Genomic DNA, 13,716 nt, shown 5'->3' with positions numbered 1-13,716 from the left:
GATCCTCAGACGATTTCACGAACGGACTTCAGCGCCGGATAAAGTGCGAGATACTGCCTGTAGATGTCGTCGTAGAGCGCCGCTTCGCGTCGGCGCGGCTCGATCCGCCGGCCGGGCTTGACCATGGCGTCGATGCCCTCATCAATGCTGGCAAAATGACCGGCGCCGTGCGCAGCCAGTACGGCCGCACCGACCGACGGTGCATCGCGAGATGCCGGAACACAGACGGGCATGCCGGCCGTGTCCGCATGGATCTGCAGCCACAGGTCCGAGGCGCCGGCGCCGCCGCCGACGGTGATTTCTTCCCCGCGATAGCCGGCCTTCGCCATCGCGTCCAGAATTGCACGCGTACCGAAGCCGATGCCTTCCATGATCGCCCGGAAGATGTGGTGAGGCTCGTGCGCAAGGGTGAGGCCGACGATGGCGCCGCGTGACAGTGCGTCCGTATAGGGCGTTCGATTGCCCTGGAAATGGTCCTGCACGAGAAGGCCGTCGCAACCAGGCTCCAAGCCAGCGGCCTTCCTGTTCAGCTCGTCGAAATCCATCGTGCCGTTCATGAGCCGGCCGAGCCAGGCGATGATGGAGCCCGTAGAGGTCTGTCCGCCTTCGACGATGTAGCGCTTCGGATAGACGCAGTCGGGGTAGGTGCCCCAGATGCCCGGGGCGTGGAAAGGTTGCTCCGTAACCCCGAATTGCAGGTGCGACGAGCCCGTGATTAGCGCAAGCTGACCGGGCTTGGCGACACCCAACCCAATCATCCCGATCAGTGCGTCGGCTCCACCTTGCACGACCTTCACGGCGGTCGACAATCCAAGCTCGGACGCTGCTGCCGCTGACAAGGTGCCGATGACGCCGCCGGGTGCGACGATGCGCTGCGGCCATTTTTCCTGCAGCGCCGAAAGGCCGATCTTTTCCAGCATGCTCGTCGCCCAGCCGCCACGATCGGTCGAGTAGTGCCACCGCAGCGAGACGTTGTTCAGACTGGCGGCCCGCTCGCCGGTAAGCTTGAGCGTCATGAAGTCCTGATACTCGCAGATCGTATAGGCCTTCTCGAATATCTCAGGCTCGTTGCGGGCCAGCCACAATGCCTTCGGGATCATCCACTCGGCGGAAACCGGACCCTTGCCGCCGCCATTTGCCTTCAGCGCTTCGTCGCCGGTCGCCAGCACGGCATCGGCCTCGGCATTGGCGCGCACATCCATCCAGATGATCGCTGGGCGGAGTGGTTTGCCGTCGCGATCCAGTGCAACGACGGTGCAACTCGTCGTCGCCAGCGCGATGGCCTCGATATCGGCCACGGCGATGTTCGCCTCATGGATAGCCCGGCGCGACGCCTCGACGAAGGCGCGCCACCAATCTTCGGGATTCTGTTCGGCGCGCGCGCCGCTGGAGAATTTGGTCTCATAAGGCACCGCGACGCTGCCGAGGCATGCGCCGGCGAGATCATAGACGCGGGCGCGCAGGCTTTCCGTGCCACCGTCGGCAGTCAGAAAATAAGGCATGTTCGCTCCTCCCCAGGGTTTCGTCCGCTCAGCGCTCCTGTAACGACTTGAACGCAGCGAGCGCTTTGGCTCCGTACATGATGGCAGGGCCGCCTCCCATCTCGACGGCGACCTCTAGCGCCTCGATCATTTCGGCCTCCGTCGCACCATGCCTGATGGCTGCGTCGACGTGGTAGACGATGCAATCCTCGCAGCCTTTCGAGACCGCGATGGCGACCGCGATCAGCTCCTTTTGCGCTGCCGAGAAGGCGCCCGCCGCCGTCGCAGCCTTCGAGACCCGCGCAAATCCGCCGAACAGGTCGGGACTTGCCTTGGCGAAGGCTGCCAACCCCCGCTGGGCATCCTTCAGCTGTTCCCTGGCGTCGGTCATGGTCCTCTCCTTCTATCTCGTTCCCGAAAGGATGATGTCCACCACCTCGCCGGGCTGGTCCCATTGCGGCATGTGACCGGAGCGGGCAAACAGGTGCAACGCGACCCGCGGCGACACCGACATGGCGTGTCGCCACGGGATAATGCGGTCTTCGATGCCGGCGAGAATGCGGATCGGGATCGCTTCGGCAAGCCTGTTCACCCTGCCGAGCCGATCGACCGTCTGGCCAGCGGGGCCGAGAATCGAGTCGGCCAACGCGACCAGTCGTCCACGTGCGAGATCCTGCGCGAGTTCGCCAAGAGCGGCGGGCGACAGCTCCAGACGGCCAACGGTAAGCCGGCGAAGCAGGTGCGCGATTTCGCCTGGTGTCTTGGCGTTTGCCATTCCGAAGATGAAGTCGGCGTCGATCTCAAGCCCCAGCCCGGCCGGCGTGATGAAGTCGAGGCAGCCAACGCGGCCGGGCAGTGCGCTTGCAAGGTCGATCGCGGCGACGGCTCCAAGCGAGTGCGCGACGATCTGGACCGATTGCCGTGACGCCACGCGGTCGAGAAACGCCTCGAGATCCACCGAAAGATCGTCGGCGGACGCCGCACCGATTTCCGTGAGACCATGAGCAGGCAGATCGGGAATCAGAACCCGCCGACCCGTACGCCTTAGCCCGGCGGCGACCGTGGCCCAGGTGGTACGATCACCGGCAAAGCCGTGCAGCAAAAGGATCGGCTTGCCTGTGCCCGTCCGATTGTCGAGATACGCCATTTTTCCACGTGGCAGCTCGGCAAACAGCACGTCCTGGGTTGCCGCAGTGATTGCGGGCCTGATCGTCGCGCCGCCGATCGCCGCCAACACATCCGCCTTCTCGATCCGCGCCCGACGGCCGGTTCCCAGGAGTTGCCGGATATCCAGACCATTCTGTCGCGCCAGACGCCGCGCCAGTGGCGTGGCGCGCACCGGCCCGTGTCCTAAATCTATCGGTGCGCGCGGCTGGTGGTCGCCGATCCCCGGGGATGCGCCGATGTTCTCTACTGACGGGGCGGCAGGATGCGTGGATCCAGGCACATGCGACGCCACGGTACGAATACGCGCGATCGCATCGCCGACTGTGACCATGTCGCCTTCGCCGTGCAGGATGTCGACCAGCGTTCCGTCGGTCAAGGCCGGAAACTCGGCGACCGTCTTGTCGGTCTCGATCTCGATGATCGCCTCGCCACGGGTAAATGCCTCCCCCGGAGCTTTCAGCCATTTGACAATGCGGCCTTCTTCCATCGTCTCGCCGAGGCGCGGCATTTCCAGCTCGGTTTCGATCAGGCCTGTATTATTTTTTTCCAGAGCGGGGGCTGTGTCGGCCGATGGCGGCTTTTCCGCGTCCGTATCACCATCCGCCGCCGTCCAGTCCGGGCCTGCGCCGATGTCGATGCGGGCCAGCGGCGCGCCAACGACCAGCACGTCGCCGGTCGAAGCCAGCGTCTCGTTGAGGATACCGTCTCCCAACGCCGGATACTCCGCCACGGTCTTGTCGGTCTCGATCTCGATGATAGCGTCGCCACGGCGAAACCGGTCACCTGGCTTGATCAGCCAGCCGGCGACCTTGCCTTCCTCCATCGTCTCGCCGAGGCGAGGCATCTTGAGGATGCGCTCGGTCATGCGACCAATCTTTCGGCCACCGCCGCAATGCCGGCTGCTGACGGCACGCTGCCGGTTTCGAGTTCCTGCGAGACCGAGATCGGAATGTCCTCGCCCGCAACCCGCACGACAGGCTGCTCGAGGAAGTCGAAGCACTCTTCCGTAATGCGCGCCGACAGCTCGGCGGCAACGCCGCATGTCATCACGCCCTCGGAGACGACCATCGCCTTGCCAATGCGCTCGACATGCTCGCGGATCGTGTCGAAGTCGAGCGGGTTGAGCGTTCTGAGGTCGATGACGGTTGCTTCGATCCCTTTCTTGGCCAATGCCTCGGCGGCCGCCATCACGTAGTGGACCTGGCGCGAATAGGTGACGATCACCAGGTCGTAGCCATGTCGCCGCACCGCCGCCTTGCCCCACGGCAACGGCTCCGCGTCGAGGTCGACCTCTTCCTTGTGTGTGTAAAGTGCCTTGTGCTCGATGAAGACCACAGGGTCCGGCTTGGTCAGGCTTTGGCGCAGCAGATGATAGGCGTCGGCGACCGTGGCCGGCATGGCAAGCCGCAGACCCGGCGTGTGCATTACCCACGCTTCGAGGCTTTGGGAGTGCTGCGCGCCTGCCGACCGGCCAGTTCCTCCTTGCGTGCGAAGCACCATCGGGACGCCGATCTGGCCACCGAACATGTAGCGGATCTTCGCCGCCTGATTGGCGAGCTGATCCATGCTCATGCCGAGAAAGTCGATGTACATCAGCTCGGCGACCGGCCTGAGCCCCGTCATGGCGGCGCCGACGGCAGCGCCGACGATGGCCGGCTCGGAAATCGGCGTGTCGATCAGGCGCTCTGGACCGTATGTCTTGATCAGGTCCTTGGTCACGCCATAGGCGCCGCCATAGAGGCCGACCTCCTCGCCGATCACCACGATCGACGGATCTTCCGACATGGCGTCGTCGAGCGCCTTGCGCAGCGCGTCACGATAAGTCAGCGAAATCATCAAGCTTCATCCCTGGCGAGCACGCGGTCGATCCGGACGCGCACCGGTTCCGGCTCCGGTTCTCCGGCCGCATAAACGTCCCGATACATCGAGGTCGTCGCAGGCGCCTTCGATGCGACCGCGAAATCGATAGTGGCGTCCATCTCCGCGGCAATCGCCTTGTCGAGCGTGTCGAGTGCCTCTGCCTCTTCGAGCCCGGTCGATATCAGCCGGTCACGAGCGAAGCGCACCGGATCCTTCGAGCGGCCGACGGCCTCTTCCTGTTCGTCACGATAAGGGCTCTTGTCCATCCGCGCGTGGCCGAAGAAGCGATAGCACTCGATCGACAGGAAGCCCGGCTTGCCGGCGCGCGCGTCGTCGATCAGCGCGCGCGCAGTGCTTCCGACCTCTTCCACGTCCAGACCGTCGACGACTGCGCCGTTCAGGCCGAAGGCCTTGGCGCGCTGGTCGAAAGCGGTGTTCTTCGTTGCCCGGTCGACGCGCGTGCCCATGCCGTACTGGTTGTTGATGCAGACGAACATGACCGGCAGGCCCCACAGCGCCGCCATGTTCATGCTTTCGTACAGAATTCCCTGCTGCATGGCGCCGTCGCCGAAAAAGGCGACCGACACCGAGTTCTTCTTGAAGTGCTTGCTCGACAGACCCGCGCCGACCACGGCCGGGATGCCGCCACCGACAATGGCGTTGGCGCCCAGATGGCCGAGAGCCATGTCGGCGATGTGCATGGAGCCGCCTTTGCCATGGCAGTATCCGGTCTCCTTGCCGGCAATTTCGGCCATCATCGCTTTCGGATCCGCGCCGCGCGCCAGGAAGATGCCGTGCCCGCGGTGGTGGGTCGTGAAGCTGTCTTGTGGCTGCATCGCCGCGCAGACGCCCGCCGCGCCGGCTTCCTCGCCGATCGACAGATGCAGCATCGAGCCGGCCGACTGGCCACGCACGAACAACTCGCCGACGCGTTCCTCGAACGAGCGGATACGCCGCATCGTCCGGTAGAAATCGAGCAGGTTTGAGTTGGATGCCGCCTTTGCACGGCCGCCTTGCGTGATGCGCTGCTGGGTCTCGTTCATACCTGCCTCGCTCCTTTCTGTGTCAAAGAAGCTTCAGCTTCGTGGTTCGGGAGACGATCGCGACGGCAACCAGGATGATGATGCCTTTGACGATGCTTTGAATGTAGGTGTCCATTCCGATCAGGTTCAGGCCATTGTTGATGACTCCGATGAACAGCGCGCCGAAGAACGTGCCCACCACGGTCGCCGTGCCTGGCCGGAACATGGTCATTCCAATGAACACGGTAGCGAGGCCGTCGAGCAGGTAGCGCTCGCCGGCGTTGGGCTGTCCCGAACCCAGGCGTGCGGCCAGAAGAGCGCCGGCGACGGCGGCGAAGACGCTGCAGACGATCAATGCTGCGGCACGATAGAACCGTCCGTTGACGCCCGAGAGTTCGGCGGCCTTTAGATTTCCACCGACGGCATAGATGTAGCGGCCGAAGATCGTGCGCTCCATCACAAACCATGCCAGCAGCACGAATATCACCATCGCATAGGCGAGTACCGGGATGCCCAGGATCTGCCCCTGGCCAAGCCACAGATAGGTGTCGGGCAGCCCGCCATAGATCGCTCGACCGCCGGTCATCAGGAAGTTGAGCCCGTAGAGGATCGACCCGGTCGCGAGCGTCGCGATCAGCGAGGGGATGCCGATGAACGTGACCAGCGCTGAATTGACGATGCCGACCATCAGTCCAGCGCCGATGCCTGCCAGCAGCGCGAGCGGCAAGGGCACATTCGAAATAAGCAGCAACGGTACAAGTATGCCCGACAAGCCAACCATATAGCCGACCGAAAGGTCCATTTCACGCGCGGCGAATCCGAAAGTTAGGCCAGCACCGACAATGGTCAGCATCGAGATTTGCTGGATGATATTGAGCAGATTGGACGTCGTCAGGAAGCGGTCGACACTCACGGCGAAACCAAGGAACAGAATCGCCAGTGCTATCAGCGTGCTGTACCTCAGCAACCAGTCCCTATGCTTGGGATCGGGCGTTGCCTTCGCCGCGGCTTGTGAACCTGTTGTCATTGGGCAGCTCCTGCCATGGCGGAAATGAAGCGTTTTTCCGAGAATGCGTTTTTCGGAATCGAGGCGCCGGGCCGGCCATTTGCGAAGGGCACGACGCGGTCGGCAACCTCGTTGATCTCATGCAGGTCGGACGAGGTGACGAGTACGGCGGTTCCACCGGCAGCAAGGCGCTTCAGGTGGCTGTGGATTTCGCGCTTGGCGCCGACGTCCACCCCTTCCGTCGGCTCGACAAAGATCATCAGCCTGTAGCGTTCGCCGGCGCCATAAAGCCATTTTCCGATCGAGACCTTCTGCTTGTTGCCGCCAGACAGGCTCTTGATCATCTGCCCAGGCGAGTTCGCCTTGACGTTGAGCTGCGTCATCACCTTTCGTGCCTCGCGGCTTTCACGGGAGGACGACAGAACGCCGGTCGCGCCGAAGGACGCATGCTGTGGGTGGACCATGGCCAGATTTTCGCGGACATCCCAATCCGCGACGAGAGAGTTCTCCATGCGCTGGTCCGGAATAAAGGCGACACCGCGCCGCTGCATGGACCGCGCGTCGATGCGGTCAAGTGTCTCGCCCCTGAACCGGCAGGTGCCGGAAAACACGCCGGTGCCGGTATAAAGCGACCGCGCGAAGCCGAAGTGACCGGCCCCGGTCAGGCCGATGAGGCCAACGATCTCGCCAGCTCGGATCGAGAACGTATCGACTTCGATGCCGCCGAGCTTCCAGTCTCGGATTTCGAGCACCGTATCCCCGAGCTTGCGTTGAATTTCGATGTGCCCGTTTTGCGCGTCCGATCCAGCCGAGCGCTGCAGCATCAGGTCGATCAGCCCGCCTTCTGAGGTTTCCGACGCCTGCAGCGTGGCAATATGCCGACCATCGCGCAGCACCGTGATCCGGTCGCTAAGCGCCTTCACCTCCGAGAGGAAATGGCTGATCAGTACGATGCCCACGCCCTGCGCCGGCAGGGTCTTGATGATTGCCCAGAGGCTTTCCTTCTCGCGTGCGGGGAGCGTGGCGGTGGGTTCGTCCAGAATGAGAAGCCGGATGTCGCCGCGCAACGCCCGCACGATCTCGATGATCTTCTGATCGGCCATCGGCAGGCTTTCGACGGGTAGATCGAGTTCGAGGTCTACCTGCGGAAACCAGCGCGTCATCAGCGCCTGCGCGCGCCGCCGCAATTCTGGCTTGTTGATGATGCCGAGCCCGAGGCGGGGTTCGTCGCCGAGAAGCATGTTCTGGGCGCCGCTCAGACCGGCGACCAGGCTGCCTTCCTGCGAGACGTGAGCGATACCCTTGCGCAAAGCATCGCCGGCGCTGTGCAAAGTGACGTATTGGCCGTCGATGGCAATCCGTCCATCGGTCGGTTGCTGGCTGCCGCCAAGGATGCTGACGAGCGTGGTCTTGCCCGCTCCATTTTCGCCGATCAGCCCATGCACTTCGTCGAAACGAAAATCCACGCTGACGCGATCGAGCGCGCGCGTTCCCGGATATTGCATGACGATTTGGGACAGGCTGACGGCCATGACTTGAAAAACCTGGGTTGACCCGTTGGGTCGCCTTCGACGGTATTACTGACCGATCGGCCCCGGCGCCCGCGGGGGCCGATCATGCAGGTCACTTCGGGAGGAAGTCCTTGCAGTTCTGCTTGGTGACGAGCGGCGCATCCATGTAGACCGTCTTCGAAGGAATGACGGTCGCCGGATCCTGCTTCTTCTCGACGATCGCCTCGAGCCATTCGCCGGCTTGGGAGCCCATTTTCTCGAAGGGCTGGCTCACCGTTGCGATCATTAGGCTGTCGGGCTTGCAGATTTCGGCTACGGCGTTCGGATGCCCGTCGATGCCGATGACCTTGACGTTCTTGAGACCAGCAGCGGTCAGCGCGTTGATCGCCGCCTGCGCCGGCTCGTCCCATGGCGCCCACACGGCGTTGATTTCTTCGCCGAAGCGCGACGCATAGTCCTGCATCGTGCTGGTCGTATCCTCGAAGAAAGCCGTGTAGTCGATGTTGTGCTCGGCCAGTACTTTTACGTCGGGATATTCCTTGAGGATTGTCTCCATCACATCCCCGCGCTTTCGGGTGCCGTGATGTTCGGCCATGCGCAGGAAGATGATGTTGCCTTTTCCGCCCAGTTCGTTCAGCAGATAGGGCGATACGTCCGAAGACATCGCCCAATTGTTGGTGGTTACATCCACAAGAACGCCATCGATATAGCCGCTGTCCACCGTGATGATCGGAATCTTGGCGGCAATAGCCGCGTCGATCGCCGCGCGCGAGGCGCGAAGGTCGGCCATGGTGATGATGATGGCGTCGACGCCGCGCGACGCTGCGTCCTGCAGGTTGGACGCCGTGCGCTCGCCGGAGCCGCCGCTGTCGAGCAGGCTGACATTCCAATCCGTCTTGCCCTTCTCCTTGACCCAGGCATCGAAGCCCGCCTTCACGCGCTGCTCCGATTGTGCCGCGGCGTTGGCGTGTACCCAGGCCAATTCCAAGGCGTTTGCACCCACGGCGCTCATGAAAAACGTCGCCGCGGCGGCGGCAAGCGCCGCCTTCCTCAACAATCCAGACATCCGATCTCTCCTCCACCGCGGGTCATTGCATTGACCCGCTTCTCCATTCGCGCTGAGTAGCCGAATGTCCTAGATATGAATTGACTGAATTACAAAAGTCAAGTGAACTTACATTTGTAACAGAGCAGACGTACGTAACAAGGAGGATGAGGAGTGGCCGAAGGCGACGAGGAGCTGATGGTGCGCGCCGCGTGGTTCTACTATGTGGGCGGGCTCAACCAGGAAACGACCGCGGCGCGCCTCGGACTGACTCGCGCACGGGTCAACAAGATGCTGTCGGAGGCACGCGAAAGCGGTCTCGTCAGCATCTCCATCGACCACCAGCGCATCGGTCTGCTGCCGGTCGAGACCCAGTTGCGCGATCGCTATGGTCTCGACTTTTGCATCGCGACGCCGGCTTTCGGCTTTGCGGCTGACGAGTTGGGCGAGCCCGAAGTGCGCAAGCAGATCGCTTTTCGCGCAGTCGGCGTGGCGGCCGCGAACTACTTAAAGGCGCTTCTGTCGGAAACCGAGACGGCAACGGTCGGTACCGGATGGGGCCGCACCATCGAGCAGATGACCTTGCAGCTTGCCGGCGTAAGGGCGCCGAAGGCCCGCTTCATCTCGATCATGGGCTCGCTGACGGCAAATAACGCCTACAATCCTTTCGAGGTGGTGCACGCATTGGCGCGCCGGACCGGTGGCGACGGGTTCTTCCTGCCCGTGCCCTTCATTGCCGACAGCGTGGAAGACAAGAAGGTGCTGGTTTCGCAGCGAACCGTCGTGGAGGCGCTGAAGATCGCCCGTGGCGCGGACGTCTGCATCATCAGCGCCGGCGAGTTGACGGAGGATTCCCTGTTGCGCAGGCAAGGCATGCTGTCCACCGCCGAGCTTGAGAGCCTGCATGCCTGCGGGGCTGTGGGCGACACGAATGGCGTGTTCTTCGACCGGCACGGCCGGCAGGTTGATCACGAATTGAATCAGCGCACGATCGCCTTGAACTTCGACGATCTTGCCGCGCTGCGTGTCATACTTCTGATTGCCGGTAGCCAAAAGGTCGACGCGGCACACGCCTTGCTGCTTAGCGGTATCGTAAACGGGTTGATAATTGACGGCGATTCAGCCGAAATCCTGAATGCCGGAGACCGACCAGGCCGAAAACGAGATGTCGGTGGTAAAGGCTGACAGAGTTTGAGGAGGCAGCGTTTTCACCGCTGGGAGTTTCCATGAATTTCGATATTCCCGCCCGCACCGAAGATTACCGCGCCCGCATTGCCGACTTCGTCGAGCGTGAGATCCTGCCGCTCGAAGCCGACAAGACGTCCTACGATGCGCATGGAAACATCGCCTTGCCGCTGCTGGAGGCGCTTCGCGCCAAGGCGCGGATGGCGGGCCTGTGGTGCCTGCAGCTCAAGCTGGAAAGCGGTGGCGCTGGTCTCGGCAAGATGGACATGGCGGTCTGCTACGAGGAGATGAACCGGTCGATCTTCGGACCCGTGGTGTTCAATTCGGCAGCGCCCGACGATGGCAACATGATGGTTCTGGAGGCGCTCGGCACGCCGGCACAAAAGGAAAAATGGCTGAAGCCGATCGTCGAGGGCAAGGTGCGCTCGGCCTTTGCCATGACCGAACCGCATCCCGGCGGCGGCTCGGACCCTTCGATGATTATGACGCGTGCGGAGCGGCACGGCGACAAATATGTGGTGACCGGCCGCAAATGGTTCATCACCGGCGCGGAGGAGGCCAGCCATTTCATTCTGATCGCGCGAACCTCGGACGACCCGCGCCATGGGCTGTCGGCCCTGATGTTCCACAAGGACCAGCCGGGCTGGCGCATCATGCGCCGCATCGAGATCATGGGCCCGGAGGAGCATGGCGGGCATTGCGAGCTGGAATTCGATGGGCTCGAAATCCCTGTCGAAGACATGCTGGCCGGCGAGGGCAGGGGCATGAAGGTGACGCAGGTGCGGCTCGGCCCGGCGCGGCTTACCCACTGCATGCGATGGCTCGGACTGTCCAAGCGCTGCGTTGAGATCGCGCGCGCCTACGCCGCCGAGCGCCAAGGCTTCGGCCGGCGCCTCGCCGACCGAGAAAGCGTCCAGCTGAAGCTCGGCGACCTCGCCATGCGCATCGAGATCGGCCGCATCCTGGTGATGAAGGCTGCGTGGGAGCTGGATCGCGGCGGCTTTGCCCGCAAGGAAGTGTCGATGGCCAAGGTCCAGGTCGCCAATGTGCTGCATGACGCGGCCGATGTGGCGATCCAGATCAATGGCGCGCGTGGCTATTCCAAGGACACGGTGCTCGAATGGATCTACCGCTATGCTCGCCAGGCGCGGCTGGTCGACGGTGCCGACGAGGTCCACAAGATGGTGCTGAACCGTTTCCTCAACGAGGAAGAGAAGGGCTTCTGGCGCTGGACTGTCGAAGGCGAGGCATAAGCGACGCGCGGTGGCATCTCAGGAGGAAAAGATGGCGCAGCCGTTGAATGCGGATTTCGATCCTGCTGCATTGAAGGCTTTTCTCGCGAACCGCTTCGGCGATGCCGCAATGACGCTTGAGCGGATTGGCGGCGGACAGTCCAACCCAACCTATTTCGTCGACTATGGTGCGCATCGCATGGTGCTGCGCAAGAAGCCGGCCGGGCCGATCCTGCGCGGAGCGCATGCCGTCGACCGCGAATTCCGTGTGCTTGAAGCGCTCACACCGACCGACGTCCCGGTGCCCAGGCCGGTGCTCTATCACGACGATATCGAGCCGCTCGGCACGCCCTTCTATCTGATGGAGCGGCTGGATGGTCGCGTCTTCCACGACTGTTCGCTGCCTGGCCTTGTCCCCGCGGAGCGACGCGGCGTCTATTTTGGCATGGCCGAAGCGATGGCCAAATTGCATGCTGTCTCCCCCGACGAGGTCGGCCTCGGCGACTACGGCCGGCCCGGCAACTATTTCGAGCGCCAGATTGGCCGCTGGACCAGGCAGCTCAGGGAATCGCCGAGCGACAGAATTCCGGCACTTGAAGCGGTCGCCGACTGGCTGCCGCAGCACCTGCCCGCCGATGACGGGCGCGCGTCGATCGCCCATGGCGACTTCCGCCTCGGAAATCTGCTGTTCCATCCCGGCAAGCCGGAGGTGATCGGCATTCTCGATTGGGAGCTGTCGACGATCGGCCATCCGCTCGCCGATCTCGGCTTTTGCTCGATGACCTGGCATTCGACCCCGGACGAATATGGCGGCATCCTCGGCCTCGATCATGCCGCACTCGGCATCCCGAGCCAGCGCGAATTCCTCGACCATTATTTCGCGCATGCCGTGCCCACTGCGCCCCTGGAACGCTTCCATCTGGTTTTTTCACTGTTCCGTTTCGCGGTGATCTTCGTCGGCATCGCCGACCGGGCGCGGGCAGGCAGCGCGGCGTCGGCCGATGCCGCCAGCAAATGGCCTCTCGCCGGCCGCTTTGCCGTACGTGCCCAAGAGATCATCCAAGGAGCAAGACCGTGGAGCGCGGTCTGAGGGGAGCGTTCACGCCTGGTCCCACTCAATCCACCCGAGAGGCTCGCGAATGTCGGATCACGACCGGCTGGCCGCACTTCGCCGGCTGGCGACCAGCTTCAGCCACGGCCCCAAATGGGAGGCGCTCATCAGCAAGTACATCACGACCATACCGCTCAGCGGTGACGCATGTTGCGCGGCCGAACAGATCATGCCCGCATCACCGGTAAGGGCGGTCAACAGCGCCATGATTGCAAAGGTTGGCGCGGCCGCGAGCGATAACCAATCGGTGGCGCCGAGCGTGGCCGTGCCGCTGCCGGCACAGGTAGCCGCAGTTTCGTGCCGAGCAGTGTTCATCGTGCCGGACCTCCCGGGTTGTCGCCTGCCATCGTTCTTCTCCTTCGCGTCCTGCGCATCGTTACGACACGCACCGTTTCGATACGGCGCGCTGGCTGTTGGTCCTGAGATAGATTAGGACCGGAGATCGAATGGTGAGAGTTACAAGTGTGACGGGATTCCGATGGACTCGCTGATCACCGCTGCGGCGCGCGCCCTCGCGACGGGTGATCCCCTCGGCGCATTGAAGCGGGTTGCCTTGCGTGACGATGCGCCGGCACTTGCGCTGCGTGGCATCGCGATGGCGCAGCTCGGCGATCTTGTTCGAGCAAAGGCTCTCCTCAAAAGTGCTGCGCGCGCCTTCGGTCCGAAAGAGGCTGTGGCCCGCGCCAGGTGCGTCGTTGCCGAAGCCGAGATCGCACTCGTCTCGCGCGACCTCGGCTGGCCGGCGAAGGCACTCGACGCCGCCAGATCGACGCTTGAAAAGCACGGCGATCGCGTCAATGCCGCGCATGCGCGCAACCTCGAAGTCCGGCGCCTGCTCCTGATCGGACGCCTCGACGAGGCCGAGCGCATGCTCGCCGGGGTCGACCCCACACCGCTCCCACCCGCGTCAACGGCCGCCCACGAGCTGGTGATTGCGGGGATCGCGATCCGACGCCTCCGGACCAAGGCGGCGCGGGCGGCGGGCCCGCGGGGCCCGCCAGGCCCCCCCGCGGCGGGCCGAACCGCGCGGGCCGGCGAAAGGGCAAAACCCGCCCTAGGGGGTTAACAGGGGGATTTTAAAAAAACCCGCGACCCC

12 protein-coding genes and 1 pseudogene are annotated in these 13,716 nt (G+C 63.4%); 4 read left to right on the top strand and 9 right to left on the bottom strand.

The features are described from left to right. Positions 1-5 precede the first annotated feature (5 nt). The 8 genes from NKH73_RS25980 to NKH73_RS25945 form a co-directional block, all read right to left on the bottom strand. Positions 6-1,502 (bottom strand): FGGY-family carbohydrate kinase, encoded by a 1,497-nt coding sequence (locus NKH73_RS25980; protein WP_352937246.1) that lies wholly within the window; start codon positions 1,500-1,502, stop codon positions 6-8. A 28-nt stretch (positions 1,503-1,530) separates the two neighbouring features. Then, entirely contained in the window at positions 1,531-1,872 is a 342-nt protein-coding gene (locus NKH73_RS25975) for a carboxymuconolactone decarboxylase family protein (protein WP_352937245.1), read from the bottom strand. Between the two features lie 12 nt (positions 1,873-1,884). Further along, a complete protein-coding gene (locus NKH73_RS25970; RefSeq protein ID WP_352937243.1) occupies positions 1,885-3,513 on the bottom strand; it encodes an acetoin dehydrogenase dihydrolipoyllysine-residue acetyltransferase subunit in 1,629 nt (542 codons plus the stop codon). Next, positions 3,510-4,484, bottom strand: coding sequence for an alpha-ketoacid dehydrogenase subunit beta (locus NKH73_RS25965; protein WP_352937242.1), 975 nt, complete (start codon positions 4,482-4,484; stop codon positions 3,510-3,512). The genes NKH73_RS25970 and NKH73_RS25965 overlap by 4 nt, the downstream gene beginning before the upstream one ends. Further along, the gene (locus NKH73_RS25960) at positions 4,484-5,551 is read right to left on the bottom strand and encodes a thiamine pyrophosphate-dependent dehydrogenase E1 component subunit alpha (RefSeq protein WP_352937241.1); all 1,068 of its coding nucleotides are present in this window, start codon (positions 5,549-5,551) and stop codon (positions 4,484-4,486) included. Before NKH73_RS25960 ends, NKH73_RS25965 begins: the two co-directional genes overlap by 1 nt. 22 nt (positions 5,552-5,573) lie before the next feature. Continuing rightward, positions 5,574-6,557 (bottom strand): ABC transporter permease, encoded by a 984-nt coding sequence (locus tag NKH73_RS25955; protein ID WP_352937240.1) that lies wholly within the window; start codon positions 6,555-6,557, stop codon positions 5,574-5,576. Then, the gene (locus NKH73_RS25950; protein WP_352937238.1) at positions 6,554-8,068 is read right to left on the bottom strand and encodes a sugar ABC transporter ATP-binding protein; all 1,515 of its coding nucleotides are present in this window, start codon (positions 8,066-8,068) and stop codon (positions 6,554-6,556) included. The genes NKH73_RS25955 and NKH73_RS25950 overlap by 4 nt, the downstream gene beginning before the upstream one ends. Before the next feature lie 91 nt (positions 8,069-8,159). After that, entirely contained in the window at positions 8,160-9,113 is a 954-nt protein-coding gene (locus tag NKH73_RS25945; RefSeq protein WP_352937237.1) for a sugar ABC transporter substrate-binding protein, read from the bottom strand. Between the two features lie 153 nt (positions 9,114-9,266). On the opposite strand from NKH73_RS25945, the gene NKH73_RS25940 reads away from it, so the two are divergent. The 3 genes from NKH73_RS25940 to NKH73_RS25930 are packed head-to-tail and all read left to right on the top strand — an operon-like array spanning position 9,267 to position 12,599. Next, a complete protein-coding gene (locus tag NKH73_RS25940; RefSeq protein ID WP_352937236.1) occupies positions 9,267-10,277 on the top strand; it encodes a sugar-binding transcriptional regulator in 1,011 nt (336 codons plus the stop codon). Between the two features lie 41 nt (positions 10,278-10,318). Then, positions 10,319-11,530 carry an acyl-CoA dehydrogenase family protein gene (locus NKH73_RS25935; protein WP_352937234.1) on the top strand — a complete coding sequence of 404 codons (1,212 nt, stop codon included), beginning with the start codon at positions 10,319-10,321 and terminating at the stop codon, positions 11,528-11,530. Between the two features lie 31 nt (positions 11,531-11,561). Beyond that, a complete protein-coding gene (locus NKH73_RS25930) occupies positions 11,562-12,599 on the top strand; it encodes a phosphotransferase family protein (RefSeq protein ID WP_352937232.1) in 1,038 nt (345 codons plus the stop codon). A gap of 57 nt (positions 12,600-12,656) precedes the next feature. On the opposite strand, the gene NKH73_RS25925 is transcribed toward NKH73_RS25930, so the two are convergent. Further along, on the bottom strand, positions 12,657-12,935 hold the full coding sequence (locus tag NKH73_RS25925; RefSeq protein WP_502894145.1) for a hypothetical protein: 279 nt from the start codon (positions 12,933-12,935) through the stop codon (positions 12,657-12,659). A gap of 163 nt (positions 12,936-13,098) precedes the next feature. Here NKH73_RS25925 and NKH73_RS25920 point away from each other — a divergent pair. Further along, positions 13,099-13,602, top strand: a pseudogene (locus tag NKH73_RS25920) (helix-turn-helix domain-containing protein); the annotation flags it as partial. Positions 13,603-13,716: the final 114 nt, after the last annotated feature.

Origin of the sequence: Mesorhizobium sp. M0938 (assembly GCF_040319125.1) — a bacterium.
GTDB lineage: Bacteria > Pseudomonadota > Alphaproteobacteria > Rhizobiales > Rhizobiaceae > Mesorhizobium > Mesorhizobium robiniae.
This window is presented reverse-complemented; position numbering and strand designations above follow the sequence as displayed.